This window comes from Micromonospora sp. DSM 45708 (assembly GCF_039566955.1).
Taxonomy (GTDB): Bacteria; Actinomycetota; Actinomycetes; order Mycobacteriales; family Micromonosporaceae; genus Micromonospora.
This window is the reverse complement of sequence record NZ_CP154796.1, coordinates 5524296-5542269: the sequence shown is the minus strand read 5'-3', so window position 1 is coordinate 5542269 and position 17974 is coordinate 5524296. Positions and strand designations below refer to the sequence as shown.

Sequence of the window (17974 nt, the reverse complement as noted above, 5' to 3'; positions counted from 1 at the left end):
TCCCTCCGGACGGTCCCGATGCACTGCCAGACCTGCGGGGACGCCACGTCTCCCGCCTTCGACGAGTGTCAGCGCTGCGGCACCCGCCACGGCCAGCCCGCGGTGCTGCCCGGCGTGCCCACGTACGCGGTCCGGGGCCTGGGGCTGGCCGTCCGCGTCGCGGTCGGCGCGACCGCCGCGCTGTTCACGCTCTCCGCGCTCTTCCCGCTGCTCGGCGTCCACCTGGCCCGCTCGGCCGCCGAGCAGCTCGACCGGGACGTGCTGCTCGGCGCGGTGCTCGCCGAGGTCCTGTTCACGCTGCCGTTCGTCCTGGCCGTGCTGGTGGCCGCGACGCTGGTGGTGATCTGGACCTGGCGGGTGCGCAGGAACCTGGACGCGTTCTCCGGCGCGGCGCCGACGCAGAGCACGGCGTGGGCGATCGCCGGCTGGCTGGTGCCGTTCGCCAACGTCGTCGTGCCGGCCCGGGTGGTGGCCGAGGTGGCGCGGTACAGCCTGTGGCGCCGCCGCACGCCGTGGCTCGTTCCGCTCTGGTGGACGGCCTGGCTGGTCTTCTCCATCGGGGAGCGGGTGGTGGCGCAACTGGAGGAGCAGCGGTACGGGCGGCTGACCGAGTGGCCGCGCAGCGAGGCCGAGTTCGCCACGTACGTCACCTTCTACCAGGAGGCGTTCGTGCCCCGCCTGGTGCCGGTGATCGCCTGCCTGGTCGCCGCGATCTCTTTCGTCGTGCTGGTTCGCCGGATCTCCGCCGCCCAGCAGGACCGGATCGCACGGGCCCGACCCGTGTTCCCGGGCTGGCCCGGTCACCCCGGCTGGCCGGGACATCATGCCTGGTCAGGGCAGTTCGACCAGTCCGGCCGGCCCGGTCCGCCGACGGCCGGCGTCGCCGTCCCCGCGCCTGTCGTGGGGCCCGCGCCCGGTGCATCCGCGGCGACGTCGCCGCAGCTTCCACCCGGGGCGGGTGGCACGATCGGGGCATGACGGAACTGGTCGGTCTCGCCGACGTACAGGCCGCGCGGGAACTGCTCGCCGGCGTCACCCGGACCACCCCGCTGGAGCCGTTCCGGCCGCTCAGTGCCGCGTTCGGCGGGCCGGTCCTGCTCAAGTGCGAGAACATGCAGCGCGCCGGGTCGTACAAGGTGCGCGGCGCGTACGTGCGGATCTCCCGGCTCTCGGCGCAGGACCGGGCCCGGGGCGTGGTGGCGGCCAGCGCCGGCAACCACGCCCAGGGGGTGGCGCTCGCCGCCGGCCTGCTCGGCGCGGAGGCCACCGTCTTCATGCCGGTGAACGCGCCGCTGCCGAAGGTCTCCGCGACCAAGGGGTACGGGGCCCGCATCGAACTGGTCGGCACGACGGTGGACGAGGCGCTGGTCGAGGCGCAGGCGTTCGCGGAGCGGACCGGCGCGGTGTTCATCCACCCGTTCGACCATCCGGACGTCATCGCCGGTCAGGGCACGGTGGCGTTGGAGATCCTCGAACAGTGCCCGGACGTGCGCACCATCGTGACCGGGGTGGGTGGCGGCGGCCTCGTCTCCGGGATCGCGGTGGTGACCAAGGCGCTGCGCCCGGACATCCGGGTGATCGGGGTGCAGGCGGCGAGCGCCGCCGCCTTCCCGCCCTCGCTGCGGGCCGGCGAGCCGGTCCGGCTGCCCTCCTTCTCGACGATCGCCGACGGCATCGCCGTGGGTCGTCCCGGCGAGCTGACGTTCACCCACGTCCAGCGGCTGGTCGACGACGTGGTCACGGTCTCCGAGGAGGACATCTCGCGGTCGTTGCTGACGCTGATGGAGCGCGGCAAGCAGGTGGTGGAGCCGGCCGGCGCGGTCGGCGTGGCGGCGCTGCTGGCGGCCGTCGTGGAGGTGGACACACCGGTGGTCGCGGTGCTCTCCGGCGGCAACATCGACCCGCTGCTGATGCTCCGGATGATCGAGCACGGGCTGGCGGCGGCCGGGCGTTTCCTGCGCATCACGGTGCGCTGCACGGACCGGCCCGGGCAGCTCGCCTCGCTGCTCGGGGAGATCGCCGGGCACCGGGCCAACGTGGTGGACGTGGTGCACCAGCGGGCGAACCCGCACCTGCGGCTCGGGGAGGTGGAGGTGGCGCTCTCGGTGGAGACCCGCGGGGTGACGCACTCGGACAAGCTGATCAGCGCGTTGCGGGCGAGCGGCTACCAGGTGGATCTGGTCGGCGACGTGTGAGATCGCGAACGCCCCGGCCGGATCATCCGGTCGGGGCGTTCGACGGGTGTGGCTCGGGTCCGAGGAGCCTGTCAGCCTCGGTCGGGTCGGACCCGAGCCGGCCGGCGCGGGTCCGCCAGCGGGGTCAGCCGGAGTACGGCTCGAACGACACCACGGTCACCTTGATGTCGGCGCCGCTCGGCGCCGTGTAGGTGCAGGTCTGGCCGGCCTTGCCGCCGAGGATCGCCTTGCCGAGCGCGGACTCGGGGCTGTAGACGGTGAGCTCGGTGGTGGAGGCGATCTCGCGGGAGCCGAGCAGGAACGTCTCGGTGTCGTCGGCGTCGTCGTCGAAGTAGATCGTCACGACCATGCCGGGCGACACGGCGTCGGCATCCGGCGCCTCACCGACCTTGGCGGTGCGGAGCAGCTCCTTGAGGTAGAGGATGCGCCCCTCGGCCTTGCCCTGCTCCTCGCGGGCGGCGTGGTAGCCGCCGTTCTCCCGCAGGTCGCCCTCCTCGCGCCGGGCGTTGATCTCGGCGGCGATGACCGGCCGGTTGGCGATCAGCTCGTCGAGCTCGGCCTGGAGGCGGTCGTGAGCGTCCTGGGACAGCCAGGTGGCGGGCGCCTCGTTTCCGTTGGTGGACACAGGCGATCTCCTCGGTTGGTGCGGACTGGCTGACAGGTGAACTACCAAGCTACCAGTGCCGCGCCCGTGCGGGTGTGCTCGATCACCCGGGGTGCCGGCGGCGGGACCCCGGGTGCGTGTTCCGGCAGCTCGCCGGCGCTCCGGCTCAGGCCGGTCGGCAGCGCAACACCTCGCCGATGAAAGGCCGGGCGCTGGTCGGCACCGCCTGGCTGACCCGGACGTGCCGCTGGCCGGGCCCGGCGGTCACCGTCGCCTCGACGTGGCCCACCTCGGCGCCGTCGTGCGAGCGGGCCCGCAGCAGGCAGGTGGCCGAACCGCCCGGCGGCACGGTGACCCGGAAGTCGACCACCACCCGGGAGTCGGTGATGCCGGTGTAACTGATCATCTCGCCCTGGTACTCGGGGTCGCCGTACTGGGCGTAGAGCTTCGCGGCGCCCAGCCCGAGGACGGCCAGCATGACGGCCACGGTCAGGGCGAGCAGGAACGGCCGGCGGCGACCCGGCTCCCGGCGGCGGCCGTAGCGGCCGGGCGGGAAGACCGGCGTACCCGGTACGACTGTGGCGTGCGTCTCGCTCACCGGCGGGTATCTCCTGGCGTTGTTGTCGGCGGCATCGGCAAGAATGGCAGGGTCCATCTTCCCAGCCCGGCGCTGAGCCAAGGATGGCAGGTCGGCCCCGACCGGCCGAGTGGTCCCGGCCACTCCGACGGGGTGCCGACCGGCCAGCACGGGGGCTTTCGCAGGCGCGGGGGGAGATTCCGGCAGGTCAGCCGGTCGGCCCGGGTGGGTCGGCCGGTGGGCACAGACGAGGAGCGCCCAAGGTGGCAGAGCAACTGCGTCTCATGGCGGTGCACGCCCATCCCGACGACGAGTCGAGCAAGGGCGCCGCCACCATGGCGAAATACGTCGCCGAGGGGGTGGATGTCCTGGTCGTCACGTGCACCGGCGGCGAGCGGGGCAGTGTGCTGAACCCCAAGATGGACCGGCCCGACGTGTGGGCCAACATCGGCGACGTCCGCCGCGCCGAGATGGACGCCGCCCGCGCGATCCTCGGCGTCGAGCAGGCCTGGCTCGGCTTCGTCGACTCCGGGCTGCCCGAGGGCGACCCGCTGCCGCCGCTGCCGGACGGCTGTTTCGCCCTCCAGGAGGTGGACGTCGCCGCCGCGCCCCTGGTGCGACTGATGCGGCAGTTCCGCCCGCACGTGGTCACCACGTACGACGAGGAGGGTGGCTACCCGCACCCGGACCACATCATGACCCACAAGGTCACCGTGGCCGCGTTCGAGGCGGCCGGCGACCCGGAGCGCCACCCGGAGCTGGGCGAGCCGTGGCAGCCGCTCAAGCTCTACTACGACGTGGGCTTCTCCCGCGCCAAGATCATGAGCCTGCACGAGGCGATGCTGGCCGCCGGCCGCGAGTCGCCGTACGTCGAGTGGATGAAGCGCTGGGAGGACCGCCCCGACAAGGGCGACCGGATCACCACCCGGGTCGACTGCGCCGCCTACTTCCCGGTCCGTGACGACGCGCTGCGCGCCCACGCCACCCAGATCGACCCGGACGGGTTCTGGTTCCAGGTGCCGATGGACCTCCAGCAGCGTGCCTGGCCGACGGAGGATTTCCAGCTCGCCCGTTCCCTGGTCGACAGCCCGCTGCCCGAGTCCGACCTCTTCGCCGGCGTACGCGAGACGTGCCGTGCCCACTGACGTCGGCGCGGGCTACCCTGGTCGTCAGCCGCACATCGGAGGAACACCATGCTGACCACCGCCCAGATGCTCGCGGAGAACAACTTCGGTGACACCCGCACGGGTGGTCTGGCCGGCCCCATGGGCCTCTTCCTCATCGTCGCGCTGGCCACCGTCACCGTCCTGCTGATCCGCAACATGAACGCCCGGCTGCGCCGCCTGCCGGACCGGTTCCCGCACCAGGCCGAGCCGGGTCGGGCCGACGCGGCAGTCGTCGATCCGACAGCCGGGACCCTTGAACAGGATTCACCGACGAATACTCCCAACGGCTCCCAGCAGCGCCGCAACAGCTGAACACCGCGTGAATCACGCCCAAGCCGGTCGTCGACCCCTGTTGCGACCACCGGCTTTGGCTTAGCCTTCCGCCGGGGGGACCGTCAGGCCCCGGACCCTGCGCGGAAGGGGGCGCCGATGTCGAGGACAGCAACGCGCCCCGACCCTGCCCCGATTTCGGGCCCCCTCGGGGCGGGGCCGTGACCTCCGAACCGGCCGACCGTCCCCCGGACCGGCTCGGCCTGCGCGGCACGCCGTTGAGCGTCGTGCTGCTGACCGTCGCGGTCGCCGTCACCGCGCTGCTGGCCGCGGTGCTCGGCCTCGCCGTACCAGCGCACCTGCCGGCGGGCGACCCGCTGCCCGCGCCGGCGCGGTTCGGCCTCGCCGCTGTCGCGTTCGCCGTCACCCAGCTCGCCCGCCTGCGCTTCCGCGCCGCGGCGGGCATGGTCAGCATCACCTGGGGCGAGGCCGCGCTCGTGATCTGCCTCTGGCTGGTGCCCGCCGGCTGGCTCCCGGGCGCGGCGCTGCTCGGCGTCGGCGCCGCCTGGACCACCATGTCGCTTGTCGCCGACCGCCGACCGGTGCTGGAGCTGGTCCGCATCGCCGGCTCGCTCACCGCCGCCACGGCGCTGGCCGGGGCCGTCGCGAGCGCGCTCGGCCGGCCGCTGCTCGCCGCGCCGACCCCCGAGCTGGCCCTGGCGCTGAGCGCCGGCGCGGTGACCTACCTGCTCACCACCGCCTGGCTGGGCGCCGCCACGATCGCCCTGCGGCACGGCATCCCGATCGGGCCGCCGCTGCTGGCGGCGCTCCGGGGCAAGCTGCCCATGTTCGTGGGCAACGTCGCGGTCGGCCTGGTGGTGGTCGCGCTGCTCGAACTCGACGCACGCTGGCTGCTGCTCCTGCCGCCCCCGCTGTGGCTGCTGCAACAGACCTACCGGCACCGGCTCCGGGCCGATGCGGAACGGCGGACCTGGCGGGCGTTCGCCGAGGCCACCGCCGCGCTCAACCAGCTCGACGAACGCGGCGTCGCGACCGCCGCGGTGACCGGTGCGCTCACCCTGTTCGGGGCCGAGCTGGTGGAGGTGGACGTGGCGCGCGGGGAGGGGCACTGGCGCCGCTACCGGGCCGACCTCGGCGGTCAGGTGCGGGACGTCGAGGTGGACCCGGCCGCGGCACCCGGCGCGGGCGAGCACGAGCTGGTGCGGCGGCTCGCCGTGGGCAGCGTCGAGGTGGGCCGGCTACGGGTGCGTTTCGCCCGTTCCGCCCCGCCCAGTCACGCCGAACGCGACGGCGTGGCCGCGTTCTCCGACGCCCTGGCCGCCGCGCTGCACGACGCCGCGACCCACCGCGAGCTGCGGCTGGTCACGGCCCGGTCGTCGTACGAGGCGGTGCACGACCAGCTCACCGGGCTGCTCAACCGGGCGGCGCTGCTGGCCCGGGGCGACCAGGCGCTGCGGCAGCGCCCGCACGACCACCCGGTGGCCCTGCTGCTGCTGGACGTGAACCAGTTCAAGGAGGTCAACGACACGCTCGGGCACGCCGCCGGCGACGAGCTGCTGCGGCTGACCGCCAACCGGCTGTCCGTGCTGACCCGGCCGGGCGACCTGCTCGGGCGGCTCGGCGGCGACGAGTTCGCGCTGCTGCTGACCTCGGTCCCGGTGATCGACGACCGCACGGCCCCGCTGGCGTACGCGCTGCGTCAGGCCCGGGAGGTCGCCGAGCGGCTCGCCGCCCCGACGGAGGTGGCCGGCGTACGGATGTCGGTCGAGGTGGCGGTCGGCGTGGTGGTGGCCGACGCGGGCGCCGCCGACCTGACCGAGCTGCTGCGCCGCGCCGACATCGCGATGTACCAGGCCAAGGAGGGCGGCGGCAGCGTCGCCGCGTACGACAGCTCCCGGGACGCGGCGAGCACCGACCACCTGGCGTTGCTCGCGGAGCTGCGGGAGGCCCTGGCCGCCGACGACCAGCTGGTGCTCGCGTTGCAGCCGGCGGTGGACCTCGCCACCGGCGCGCCGACCGGGGTGGAGGCGTTGATCCGGTGGCGGCACCCGCGCCGGGGCTGGTTGGGCCCGTCCGACTTCATCCGGCCGGTGGAGAACAGCGAGCAGCTCGGCAGCTTCACCCGCTACGTGCTGGACAAGGCGTTGGCGGTGGCCGCCGAGTGGGCGCGTGAGGGGCTGGACGTGCCGATCTCGGTGAACCTGTCGGCGCGCAGCCTGCTCGACCCGCGGCTGCCCGCCGAGATCGAGGAGGCGCTGCGCCGGCACCAGGTCCCGCCGCGCCGGCTGGTCCTGGAGATCACCGAGACGGTGGTGATGAGCGAGCTGGAGGTCATCGACGAGGTGCTGGCGACGCTGCGGGCGATGGGCGTGCAGCTCGCCGTGGACGACTTCGGCACCGGTTTCTCCTCGCTGACGTTCCTGACCCGGATCGCGGTCGACGAGTTGAAGGTGGACCGCTCCTTCGTGATCCGGATGGCCGACTCGCCGGAGGCGGCGGCGATCGTGCGGACCACCGTCGGGCTCGCCCACGAGCTGGGGCTGCGGGTGGTGGCCGAGGGCGTGGAGACCGCCGAGCAGCGCACCGCGCTGGCGGAGCTGGGCTGCACCGCCGCCCAGGGCTACCACTTCTTCAAGCCGATGCCGGCGGACAAGATCGGCGCGGTGCTCGGCTCACTGCGCGACACCGCTCGCGGCAACGTCTTCCCCCTGCGCGCCGACGGCGCCTCCTGACCCTCCCGCGCCCGCCCGCCCTCCCGCGCCCCGCGCCCCGCGTGCCGCCCGCCCCCCACCCGCCCGCTGGCCGCAGATTCACGGAAAGCGTGGCCATCCGAGCCCGAACAGCCACGCTTTCCGTGAAACAGGGGCGTCAGTCAGGGGTCAGCCTCGGGGGAGGACGTCGTTGAGGACGGTGGGGAGACTGGACCAGTCGGCGGAGGCGATGCTGGCGTGCGCGCGGGCGAGCTGGGCGACCCGGGCCGCCGCCGCGTCGGCGTCACCGGCACCGACGGCGGGCGGGACGTTCTGCGCGTCGGTCATCACCAGCAGGTAGTGGTTGGTGTCGTACCAGGCGGTGTCGATGCCGCCGGTGACGTACGCCGAGGCGTCGCCGTCGAACAGCACGAACCACTGCCGCAGCGCGGTGTCCGCGTACCGGACGCGCGGGTCGCCGGACTGGGCCCGGTGCACGGCCGGGAACGCGCGGGCGGTGTTCAGTGTGCCGGCCGCCGCCAGGCCGGCCAGGTGGCGCGCGTACTCCACGTCGGTCCAGAGCGTGTCGGTCGGGTTGCCCTCCTCGACGGTGCCGGGGATCAGCTCGACGATCACCTTGCCGGCGAGCTGCGCCCGGGTCGGCCAGGCGTCCGCGCGGGCGGCGGCCTCCAGGCTGGGGTGGCCGCCGAGCAGGTCGGCCGGGCCGAACACCCGGTGGCCGAGGCGCGCGGCGAGCACCGCGTCGAGCTGGGCCGGCCCCTGCCCGGTACGGCTGCTGAAGCCGGTCTTGAGTTCCAGCTTGAGGACCACCGGGCCGGCGTCGGGGTGGGCGCCCAGCCAGATCCGGATGTCGTCCAGGCAGTGCTCCAGGTTCTTGTTGCGGGTGCCGGTGTAGAGCTGGGCGGCGCTGGTGGCGGCCACGCAGTTGTTGTCGTTGCCGAGCGGGTTGCTGTGGCTGACCCGCCACTGTCGGGTGAGCACGTCCGGCCAGACGTCCAGTTCGATCAGCCCGGGTCGGGCGTCGAGCGCCTGGGCCAGGTAGGTGTAGGTGCCGCGCTCGTACGTGTTGTGGATGCCGACGGCGGTGGTGGCGGACCACCGGGTGTCCGGCGGCACCGCGGCGGACGCGGCGGCGGGGGGCAGCGCGGCGCCGGCGAGGGCGGCGAGGGCGAGCAGGGCGGGGAGTCTGCGCATGGACCGTCTCCTTCGGACGTGCCGGCGGTGGGCGACGCCGGACATGCGCCGATTCAAATTGATGGAGGTGAATAACGGAAGGACGTTCCGTGGCGGGGCGTCGGGCTGCCGACATCCCGCCGGTGCGGGGCAGCGGAGGGCGGCCGGTCCACTCGCGGCGCGGGGGCGTCGCGCGCTCGCTATGGTCGGATGGTGAATCGACTCGCCCAGGCCACCTCGCCCTACCTGCTCCAGCACGCCGACAACCCGGTCGACTGGTGGCCCTGGTGCGACGAGGCGTTCGCCGAGGCGAAACGGCGCGACGTGCCGGTGCTCATCTCGGTCGGCTACGCGGCCTGCCACTGGTGCCACGTGATGGCCCACGAGTCGTTCGAGAACGAGGCCGTGGCCCGGCTCATGAACGACGACTTCGTCTGCGTCAAGGTCGACCGCGAGGAGCGCCCCGACGTCGACGCGGTCTACATGACCGCGACCCAGGCGATGACCGGCCAGGGCGGCTGGCCGATGACCGTCTTCGCGACCCCGGACGGCACGCCGTTCTTCTGCGGCACCTACTTCCCCCGGGCCAACTTCGTCCGGCTGCTCGGCTCGGTCGCCGCCGCCTGGCGGGACCAGCGTGAGGAGGTGCTGCGGCAGGGGGCCGCCGTGGTCGAGGCGATCGGCGGCGCCCAGGCCGTCGGCGGCGTGACCGCACCGCTCACCGCCGAGCTGCTCGACGGCGCCGCCGCCCAGCTCGCGAGCGAGTACGACGAGACGAACGGCGGCTTCGGCGGCGCGCCGAAGTTCCCGCCGCACATGAACCTGCTCTTCCTGCTCCGCCACCACCGGCGCACCGGGTCGGCGCGCAGCCTGGAGATCGTCCGGCACACCGCCGAGGCGATGGCCCGGGGCGGCCTGAACGACCAGCTCGCCGGCGGCTTCGCCCGCTACTCGGTGGACGGCCACTGGACCGTGCCGCACTTCGAGAAGATGCTCTACGACAACGCGCTGCTGCTGCGCGTCTACACCCAGCTCTGGCGGCTCACCGGCGACAGGCTGGCCCGCCGGGTGGCCCGCGACACCGCCCGGTTCCTCGCCGACGAGCTGCACCGGGCCGGCGAGGGCTTCGCCTCGGCGCTGGACGCGGACACCGAGGGCGTCGAGGGGCTCACCTACGTCTGGACACCGGACCAGCTCGTCGAGGTGCTGGGGGAGGACGACGGCCGGTTCGCCGCCGACCTGTTCACCGTCACCGCCGGCGGCACCTTCGAGCACGGCTCCAGCGTGCTGCGGCTGGCCCGGGACGTGGACGACGCCGATCCGGCGGTCCGGGCCCGCTGGCGGGACGTGGCGGGCCGGCTGCTGACCGCCCGCGACACCCGCCCCCAACCGGCCCGCGACGACAAGGTGGTGGCCGCCTGGAACGGCTTGGCGATCACCGCCATCGCGGAGTTCCAGCAGGTCGCCGCGCTCTACGCGTCCCCGGAGGACGAGGACGCGAACCTGATGGAGGGCGTGGTCATCGTCGCCGACGGTGCGATGCGCGACGCCGCCGAGCACCTGGCCGCCGTGCACCTGGTGGACGGCCGGCTGCGCCGGGTGTCCCGGGACGGGGTGGTGGGCGAGCCGGCCGGGGTCCTGGAGGACTACGGCTGCGTCGCGGAGGCGTTCTGCGCGCTGCACCAGCTCACCGGCGAGGGGCGGTGGCTGGCGCTGGCCGGTGAGCTGCTCGACGTGGCGCTGGCCCGGTTCGCGGCGCCGGACGGCGGCTTCTACGACACCGCCGACGACGCCGAGCGCCTGGTCACCCGGCCGGCCGACCCGACCGACAACGCGACCCCGTCGGGCCGGTCGGCGGTGGTCGCGGCGCTGGTCGCGTACGCGGCGTTGACCGGGGAGACCCGCTACCGGGAGGCGGCCGAGGTGACCCTGTCGACCGTCGCGCCGATCGTGGACCGGCACGCCCGGTTCACCGGTTACGCCGCCACCGTGGGCGAGGCGCTGCTCTCCGGGCCGTACGAGATCGCGGTGGCGACCGACGACCCGGCGGGTGACCCGCTGGTGGCCGCCGCGCACCGGCACGCCCCGCCCGGCGCGGTGGTCGTCGCCGGCGCCCCGGACCAGCCCGGCGTGCCGCTGCTGGCCGGCCGGCCCCTGGTCGACGGGCGACCGACCGCGTACGTCTGCCGGGGGTTCGTCTGCCAGCGGCCGGTGACCTCGGTCGAGGAGCTGGTCGCCCAGCTCGGCTGAGTCCTCGCGGCGGGCCGCCCTCACGGTCGGGCCCGGTGCCGGCCCGGTTAGGCTGGCGGCGCTATGGACTCCCGTACCGGACTCCCCGTCGTGGGCATGGTGGGTGGCGGCCAACTGGCCCGGATGACCCACCAGGCCGCCATCGCCCTCGGCCAGTCGCTGCGCGTGCTGGCACTCGCCCCGGACGACGGCGCGGCCCTCGTGGCCGCCGACGTCCAGTACGGCGACCACACCGACCTGACCGCGCTACGCACGTTCGCGAAGGGCTGCGACGTGGTCACGTTCGACCATGAGCACGTGCCCAACGACCACATCCGCGCGCTGGCCGCCGAGGGCGTGAAGCTGTTCCCGCCGGCCGAGGCGCTGGTGCACGCGCAGGACAAGCGGGTGATGCGGGAGCGGCTCGCCGAGCTGGGCGCGCCGAACCCGGCCTGGCGCCCGGTGGAGTCCCCGGCCGACCTGGTCGGGTTCGGCGCGGAGACTGGCTGGCCGGTGGTGCTCAAGGCCGCCCGGGGCGGCTACGACGGCCGGGGCGTGTGGCTGGTGGACGGGGCCGACCAGGCCGCCGAGCTGGCCGCCACGCTGCTCGCCGGCGGCACGCCGCTGCTGGTCGAGGAGCGGGTGGCGCTGCGCCGGGAGCTGGCCGTGCAGGTCGCCAGGTCGCCGTTCGGGCAGGTCGCCGCGTACCCGGTGGTGGAGACGGTGCAGCGCGACGGCATCTGCGTCGAGGTGCTGGCACCCGCGCCCGATCTGCCCGAGGAGCGGGCGGTCGCCGCGCAGCAGCTCGCCATCGACCTGGCCACCGCGCTCGGCGTGGTCGGGCTGCTCGCGGTGGAGCTGTTCGACACGCCCACCGGGCTGGTGGTCAACGAGCTGGCCATGCGTCCGCACAACTCGGGCCACTGGACGATCGAGGGCGCGCGCACCTCGCAGTTCGAGCAGCACCTGCGCGCGGTGCTGGACTACCCGATGGGGGACACGTCGCTCGCCGCGCCGGTGGTGGTGATGGCGAACGTGCTCGGCGGTGAGCCGGGCGGGATGTCGATCGACGAGCGCCTGCACCACCTGTTCGCGGCCGAGCCGGGCGCCAAGGTCCACCTGTACGGCAAGCAGGTCCGACCGGGCCGCAAGATCGGGCACGTCACGGTGCTCGGGACCGACCTGGCCGACGTGCGGGCCCGGGCCGCCCGCGCGGCGCGGTGGCTTCAGGAGGGAACAGCATGAGCACGGTCGGGCTGATCATGGGCAGTGACTCGGACTGGCCGACCATGCGGGCCGCGGCCGAGGCGCTCGACGAGTTCGGCGTGCCGCACGAGGTCGGCGTGGTCTCGGCGCACCGCACCCCGCTCAAGATGATCGAGTACGGCCGGGCCGCGGCGGGCCGTGGCGTCCGGGTGATCATCGCGGGTGCGGGTGGGGCCGCCCATCTGCCCGGCATGGTCGCCTCGGTCACCCCGCTTCCGGTGATCGGCGTGCCGGTGCCGCTGAAGTACCTGGACGGGATGGACTCGCTGCTGTCCATCGTGCAGATGCCGGCCGGCGTGCCGGTCGCCACGGTGTCGATCGGCAACGCCCGCAACGCCGGGCTGCTCGCGGTCCGCATCCTGGGTGCCTCCGACCCGGCGTTGCGCGACCGGATGGCCGCCTACCAGGCGAGCCTGGAGGATCTGGTCGCCGAGAAGGAGGCGGCGCTCCGCGCCTCGCTGGCCTGACCGGCGGCCGTTCATTCACTCTGCGTGGCGACTCTCGCTGTTGCTGAGCGTGATCGGCTGCGGCGGGAATGGTTGCCCTCGCCGCCGCCTTTGCTCTGCAACCATTGGCGCAGCACCCCACTGACCTGCGGTGACGTCTTCGCCTGTGGCAGGCGGCGGAGGGATGCCTGATCGCGCAGGGTGACCGATGCGCCCGTGGCTGCAGAGCAAAGGCATCAACAGGTGGCCGGGCTCCGCAGCCAGCCCGCTGCGGAGCGTAACCAGCCGGCCGGTGATCAGGCCGGCAAGGCGGTCCTGGTCACCGCATGCCGCGCAGCGCCGTCTGGAGACGCTCCTGGGCGCGGCGGCGGCGCTCGTTGCTGGCGCCGAGCACCAGCAGGACGATGCCGACCGGGATCAGCACCAACCACGGGCCGAGACTGAACAGCGCGTGCACCGCGGCGACGGCGGTCACCGTCGCGCCCACGATCACCGGCGCCTGCTGCCGGCTCGTCGAGCCGAAGATCAGCACCGCCACGGCACCGAGTAGCAGCAACACCTGGCGCAGCATGCTGGAGTCGGTGGCCACCACGATCGCCAGCGTGGGCAGGAACGCGGTCACCAACGCCGGCCCGTACGCCACCCAGCTCGACAGGTCGGGCCGGTGGCGCAGTTGCAGCACGCCGACCAGCAGGGCCAACGCCGCGAACGGCAGGGTGTACGCCTCGGGCAGCGCCACGTCGGCCACCCGCATCAGGATCCACCAGGCGGTGATCTCGCAGGCCACCACCGCCCAGAACAGCAGGTTCCGCTCGAACGGGCGGCGCCCCGGACGGCTGGCCGCCACCCCGAGCACCGCACCCCAGGCGGCCAGCAACGCGGCGATGTGCCGGGGCGAGTCGTACGCCAGGGCCAGCGCGATGAGCGCCGCCCCGTACCCGCTCCACTCGACGGTGGCCGCCTCCCGGTACGCCTCGGGCCGGCGCAGCCGGGGCAGCGTGGCGGCGAACACCTGCAACGCCGCGCCCACCGCGAGCACCCCGAACGCCGACCACACCGCGGCCAGCCCGGCCACCAGGCCCAGCGTGAGCACGAAGAGCTGAGCCATCAGCGAGGCGAACAACCAGCCGAGGATGCGGGCCCGCTGGGTGGTGCCGAAGAACGCGGCGACCGCACCCACCCCGACCGCGCTCCCCAACGTGATCAGGGTGAGCTCACGGGTGGCGAGCGCCCCGGCCAGCCCGGCGCCGCCGGCGGCCAGCCCGATGGCGAAGACCAGCACCCGGGCGACCCGGATCGAGCGGCCCGGCTCGGCCAACGCCGGAGGCGGGGTCAGCGCCAGCCCCAGCATCGAGATGGTGAACACCACCAGCCCCGCCTCCGCGGTCACCGGCCAGCCCTGACCGAGCGCCACCGGCGCGATCAGCAGCGTGAGCGCGGCCCCGGGCAGGATCACCGGCACCGCCCGGGAGCGGCGACCGCCGCTGAACCCGGTCGCGGCCAGCGCCGCGGTCGCGGTGAGCAGCAACGCGGTGAGCACGTGGGTCGGATCCACCGCGTCCGGCGGCGGGGTGAGCAGCTCCGGTGGGGGCCCCTGCCACACCCGGCCCAACACCACGAACGTCGAGAACAGCGCCACCACCAGGGACGGCGCCAGAGTGACAAGCGCCAGCGCGGTGGGCAACGCCGCCGCGGCCAGCGCGCCGGCCGCCGGGCTGACCCGCCACCGCAGTTCGGTGGGCCGCTCCGGGTCCCGGCGCAGCGCCCCGTCCAGCAGCACCGACCACCGGCGTACCGGCCGGGCCGAGCCGACCGGCGGGACGGTGGCCGCCCGGATCAGTTCGGCGAGCACACCGAGCAGCGCCGCGGCAGCGGCGAACACGCCGGCGGGCAGGTGGACGAGGAGCGCGGCGGCGGCGGTGACGGTGCCCGCCCCCACCACGGCCACACTGGCGTACGGCAGGTACTGCGGCACCTGCCGGCGGACCGCCGCGACCACGGCCAGGCCGATGCTGGTGGCGGCCAGCGCGGCGGTGAGCACCACCTGCGCGGGGCGGCCGAACTCGACCGACAGGGCGGCCACCGCGCCGGGCAGCGCGAGCAGGGCCGACCCGGCCGCCGCGCCGCCCACCTGGACCAGGTGCGGCGGCATCCCCTCGGCGCGCACGTCCTCCACCAGCGCCGGCGCGAACGACCGGGCCAGCGCCGCCACCGTCACCCCGATCAACGCGATGCTGCCCAACGCCAACGCGGTGGTCCAGGGCCGGACCAGCCCGGCGCCGGCGGCGTGCAACGCCACCACACCGGCCACCGTGGCCCGGGACAGCGCGGCCCTCGGGTCCGCCGAGGCCACCGCCGCCATCCCGTAGACCGTGGCCACCATGGCGCCGACCAGCACCGGTGACCACCACGGCAGGTCGAACGCGGCCGGCGCGCCCACGGTGGCGAGCACCGCGCACCCGCCCGAGACGTCGTACTTCCAGGGCGGCGGCAGCAGGACGGCGGCGGTCACCGCCAGCAGCGCCAGCGCGACCGGTGCCTGCCAGGTCGTCCCGCCGGTCGGCGCGGCCGGCCAGCCGCTCAGGTCCCCGGCCCAGATCGGACCGGGGGTGGCCAGCACGCCGACCCCGCCGCGCAGCGCGCTCCAGGCGGCGACCAGACCGATCAGGGTGCCGCCGGCGGCGATGCCGAGGATCGGGCCGCGCCGCCACTCCTCCGGCAGTGCCCGGGCCGCGACGGCCACCACCAGCACCAGCGCGGCGGCCACCATGAGTTGGCCGCCCGGCGCGAGCACGGCGGCGATCCGCACCAACGTGGCGACCAGCGCCACCGTGGTGGCGGCGAGCGCCAGGTCGGAGCCGTCGAGCGACATGTCGGCGCGGCGTCGGGCGTCGATCCGCGGCGCCGCCGCCAGCAGCCCGGCGGCGATCAGCAGCAGGCCGCCCACCCAGGCGTCCGCCGAGGTGGCGCCGGGCGCGAAGAACCCGGCGGCGGCGACGGCTACTGCGCCGAGCACGGTGCCGAGCGCGTGCGGCATGCTCAGCTGCCGCTGCGCCACCTGGACCAGGGCGGCGTAGGCGAGCGTCACGCAGACGCCGAGGAAGCTCGCCGCGAGGATCGGAACGGTGATCTCGCGCAGGTTGGCCGGGGTGGGCGCCGGCGGGGTCGGCACGGTGGCGGCGACGAACGCGGCCACCGCGCCGGGCAGGGCGAACGCCGCGCCACCGGCCGCCCAGGCGCAGACCGTGTCCGTCGCGGCGGCGGCGATCCGGACCCGGGGCGCGAGCGAGACCAGCGCCCCGGCCAGGAAGAGCACGGTCAGCGCGGCGGCGGTGAGCGCGGGTCGGGCGAGCGCGGCGCCGGCACCGGTCAGCCCCAGCCCGGCCGCGGTCACCGCGTGCACCACCGCGGCCCGTTCCGTGCCGGCGGTGAGCCCGAGCACCCCGATGGCGACGGCGGTCAGCAGCATCGGCCAGCAGGCCGTCGCCCAGCCCAGACCGAGCGAGGCCGGCACGGCGAGCGCGGTGAGCGCGGCGCCGACCACCGCGAACTCGCGCCGGATCGTGGTGGGCAGCGCGACCACGGCGGCGACGGTGAGCAGCAGGGCGCTGGCGGCGAGCTGCCAGCCGGTCGCGCCGACCGCCCGGGCCAGCTCGGCGTGCCAGCCGCTCAGGTCGGCGGACCAGGCGGGCAGCGCCGCCCGGACCGGGGCCAGCCCGGCGCGCAGCGCGCCCCCGGCGACCACCACGCCGCTGACCGTCAACGCCACCGCGGAGGCGAGCTGCGGGCCCCGGCGGGCCGTCTCCGGCATGGCCCGCACGGCGAGCCCGGTGAGCGCGATGACCGCGGCGATCAGCAGCAGGGACCGGCCGGGCAGCGCCACCGAGGCGACCCGGCCGAGCGCGCCGATGACCGCGAGCGTGAGGATGCCGGCGCCCACGTCGGGCAGCGGCGGCCGGCGCAGCACCAGCGTGCCGGCCAACGCCGTCAGCGCGGCGAGCAGCACCACCGTGCCCGCGCCGGCGGCGGCCGGCACGGTGGTGGCGCGCAGCAGGGCGGTGACCGCGTACGCCAGGGCGAGCGCCACCGCCGCGCCGTGCAGCAGCCAGGTCAGCTCGCGCAGCCACGGCACCGGCCGGGCCGGCGCGGCGGTGGCCGGACCGGCCGGCGACTCGCCGCCGAGCACCTCCGCGGACTCCTCCGGCGCCGACTCGGGCCGGTCGTCGTCGGCGCGTTCCCGGGCCGGGGCGGGTGCCGGCGGGGCGGTGCGGGGCAGGTCCGCCCGGACCGGCCGTTCGCGCACCACCGCGGACCGGGCCAGTGCCAGGTCCAGCACGGCCACCACGGTGAGCACCAGCGCCCAGCCGGTCGGCCCGGTCACCCGCTCGTACGCCAGCAGCGGCAGCACCGGTTGGGCGGCCAGCACGGTGGCGAAGCGGGGCGCGCGCAGCCCGGTGCCGTACGCGTACCCGACCGCGACCACGGTGGTGACCAGGAAGATCGCGCCGGCGAACGCGGCGCCCGAGGTGCCGCCGCCGATCCGGTCCACGGCCCAGACCGCGTACCCGGCCAGCGGCACCAGCAGCAGCCCGACCGCGGCGATCGTCTCGGCGGTCGAGGTGAGCCCGCGCCGGGCCAGCACCGGCGGGGCGAGCAGCATCAGCACGGTCGCGACCAGCAGCACGCCGAGCCGGGCCAGCGCGTCCATCGAGCTGGTGGCGACCGCCGCGAAGACCACCGCCGCGACGCCGAGCAGCAGCGCGCCCAGCCCGAGCGGGATGTTCTGCACCTCGCGCGAGGACGCCTCCGGCGGGTGCTCCGGGTCGTCCGCGTCGAGCCACTGCGGCCGGCCGCGGGGCGGCGACGGGGGAAGGTCCTCCGGCACGGGCGGCGGGGTGCCCTGGCGGGGCACCCGGGGCGGCGCGCCGGTGGCGGCGGTGGGCGGCCGGCGGCCGGGCCGCCGGCGCAGCACCCGCCGGGGCCGGGTGGCCTGCTTGACGCGCTCCTCACCGGCGTGCGCCAGGATGTCGCGTTGGAAGAGGGCGGCCTGCATCTTGGCGGCGATCTGCCGTTGCTCACGGGCGATCTCGGCGTCCCGGGCCTTCATCTCGGCGATCGACCGCTCGATGTCGGCCAGGTGTTCGGCCCACTGGGGCTGTTCCGCGCCGCAGTGCGGACAGACGGCGGCGGGCTTGATCTCCCGCCCGCACGAGGCGCACCTGAAGCTCTCCACGACCGTCTCCCGTCCGCCTGTGCCCTCGCACTGTGGACCTCCCAGAGGCAGCATGCCTTGACCGGGCCGGGATTTCGACAGTT

The 17974-nt window shown here is 75.1% G+C and carries 12 protein-coding genes; 8 read left to right on the top strand and 4 right to left on the bottom strand.

From position 1 onward, the window contains the following. Nucleotides 1–18 precede the first annotated feature (18 nt). Nucleotides 19–978 carry a DUF4328 domain-containing protein gene (locus tag VKK44_RS23760; protein ID WP_343443424.1) on the top strand — a complete coding sequence of 320 codons (960 nt, stop codon included), beginning with the start codon at nucleotides 19–21 and terminating at the stop codon, nucleotides 976–978. Beyond that, a complete protein-coding gene (gene ilvA, locus VKK44_RS23755) occupies nucleotides 975–2195 on the top strand; it encodes a threonine ammonia-lyase (RefSeq protein WP_343443423.1) in 1221 nt (406 codons plus the stop codon). The genes VKK44_RS23760 and ilvA overlap by 4 nt, the downstream gene beginning before the upstream one ends. Before the next feature lie 124 nt (nucleotides 2196–2319). On the opposite strand, the gene greA is transcribed toward ilvA, so the two are convergent. Next, nucleotides 2320–2820 (bottom strand): transcription elongation factor GreA, encoded by a 501-nt coding sequence (greA, locus tag VKK44_RS23750; protein WP_343443422.1) that lies wholly within the window; start codon nucleotides 2818–2820, stop codon nucleotides 2320–2322. Nucleotides 2821–2965: 145 nt separating this feature from the next. Further along, entirely contained in the window at nucleotides 2966–3397 is a 432-nt protein-coding gene (locus VKK44_RS23745; protein ID WP_343443421.1) for a DUF4307 domain-containing protein, read from the bottom strand. A 242-nt stretch (nucleotides 3398–3639) separates the two neighbouring features. Between VKK44_RS23745 and mca the strand changes: the two genes are divergently transcribed. The 3 genes from mca (at nucleotide 3640) to VKK44_RS23730 (ending at nucleotide 7565) form a co-directional block, all read left to right on the top strand. Further along, a complete protein-coding gene (gene mca, locus VKK44_RS23740) occupies nucleotides 3640–4521 on the top strand; it encodes a mycothiol conjugate amidase Mca (RefSeq protein WP_343443420.1) in 882 nt (293 codons plus the stop codon). A gap of 48 nt (nucleotides 4522–4569) precedes the next feature. Next, on the top strand, nucleotides 4570–4854 hold the full coding sequence (locus VKK44_RS23735; RefSeq protein WP_343443419.1) for a hypothetical protein: 285 nt from the start codon (nucleotides 4570–4572) through the stop codon (nucleotides 4852–4854). Nucleotides 4855–5075: 221 nt separating this feature from the next. Next, nucleotides 5076–7565, top strand: coding sequence for a putative bifunctional diguanylate cyclase/phosphodiesterase (locus VKK44_RS23730; RefSeq protein WP_343447875.1), 2490 nt, complete (start codon nucleotides 5076–5078; stop codon nucleotides 7563–7565). Between the two features lie 147 nt (nucleotides 7566–7712). On the opposite strand, the gene VKK44_RS23725 is transcribed toward VKK44_RS23730, so the two are convergent. Further along, a complete protein-coding gene (locus VKK44_RS23725; protein WP_343443418.1) occupies nucleotides 7713–8738 on the bottom strand; it encodes a phosphatidylinositol-specific phospholipase C domain-containing protein in 1026 nt (341 codons plus the stop codon). Nucleotides 8739–8930: 192 nt separating this feature from the next. On the opposite strand from VKK44_RS23725, the gene VKK44_RS23720 reads away from it, so the two are divergent. The 3 genes from VKK44_RS23720 (at nucleotide 8931) to purE (ending at nucleotide 12679) form a co-directional block, all read left to right on the top strand. Then, nucleotides 8931–10967, top strand: coding sequence for a thioredoxin domain-containing protein (locus VKK44_RS23720; protein ID WP_343443417.1), 2037 nt, complete (start codon nucleotides 8931–8933; stop codon nucleotides 10965–10967). Nucleotides 10968–11030: 63 nt separating this feature from the next. Then, complete coding sequence (locus VKK44_RS23715) at nucleotides 11031–12191, top strand: 5-(carboxyamino)imidazole ribonucleotide synthase (RefSeq protein WP_343443416.1); 1161 nt, start codon at nucleotides 11031–11033, stop codon at nucleotides 12189–12191. Beyond that, entirely contained in the window at nucleotides 12188–12679 is a 492-nt protein-coding gene (purE, locus tag VKK44_RS23710; RefSeq protein ID WP_343443415.1) for a 5-(carboxyamino)imidazole ribonucleotide mutase, read from the top strand. Before VKK44_RS23715 ends, purE begins: the two co-directional genes overlap by 4 nt. A gap of 298 nt (nucleotides 12680–12977) precedes the next feature. Here purE and VKK44_RS23705 read toward each other — a convergent pair whose 3' ends face one another. Further along, nucleotides 12978–17891: an SCO7613 C-terminal domain-containing membrane protein gene (locus VKK44_RS23705; RefSeq protein ID WP_343443414.1), complete on the bottom strand. Its 4914-nt coding sequence runs from the start codon at nucleotides 17889–17891 to the stop codon at nucleotides 12978–12980. Nucleotides 17892–17974 lie beyond the last annotated feature (83 nt).

Excerpts from the sequence above, each read along its gene's own strand:
- VKK44_RS23760 (WP_343443424.1), top strand. The coding sequence starts at position 19 with ATGCACTGCCAGACCTGCGGGGACGCCACGTCTCCCGCCTTCGACGAG.
- VKK44_RS23715 (WP_343443416.1), top strand. The coding sequence starts at position 11,031 with ATGGACTCCCGTACCGGACTCCCCGTCGTGGGCATGGTGGGTGGCGGC.
- VKK44_RS23735 (WP_343443419.1), top strand. The coding sequence starts at position 4,570 with ATGCTGACCACCGCCCAGATGCTCGCGGAGAACAACTTCGGTGACACC.
- VKK44_RS23725 (WP_343443418.1), bottom strand. The coding sequence starts at position 8,738 with ATGCGCAGACTCCCCGCCCTGCTCGCCCTCGCCGCCCTCGCCGGCGCC.
- purE (WP_343443415.1), top strand. The coding sequence starts at position 12,188 with ATGAGCACGGTCGGGCTGATCATGGGCAGTGACTCGGACTGGCCGACC.
- ilvA (WP_343443423.1), top strand. The coding sequence starts at position 975 with ATGACGGAACTGGTCGGTCTCGCCGACGTACAGGCCGCGCGGGAACTG.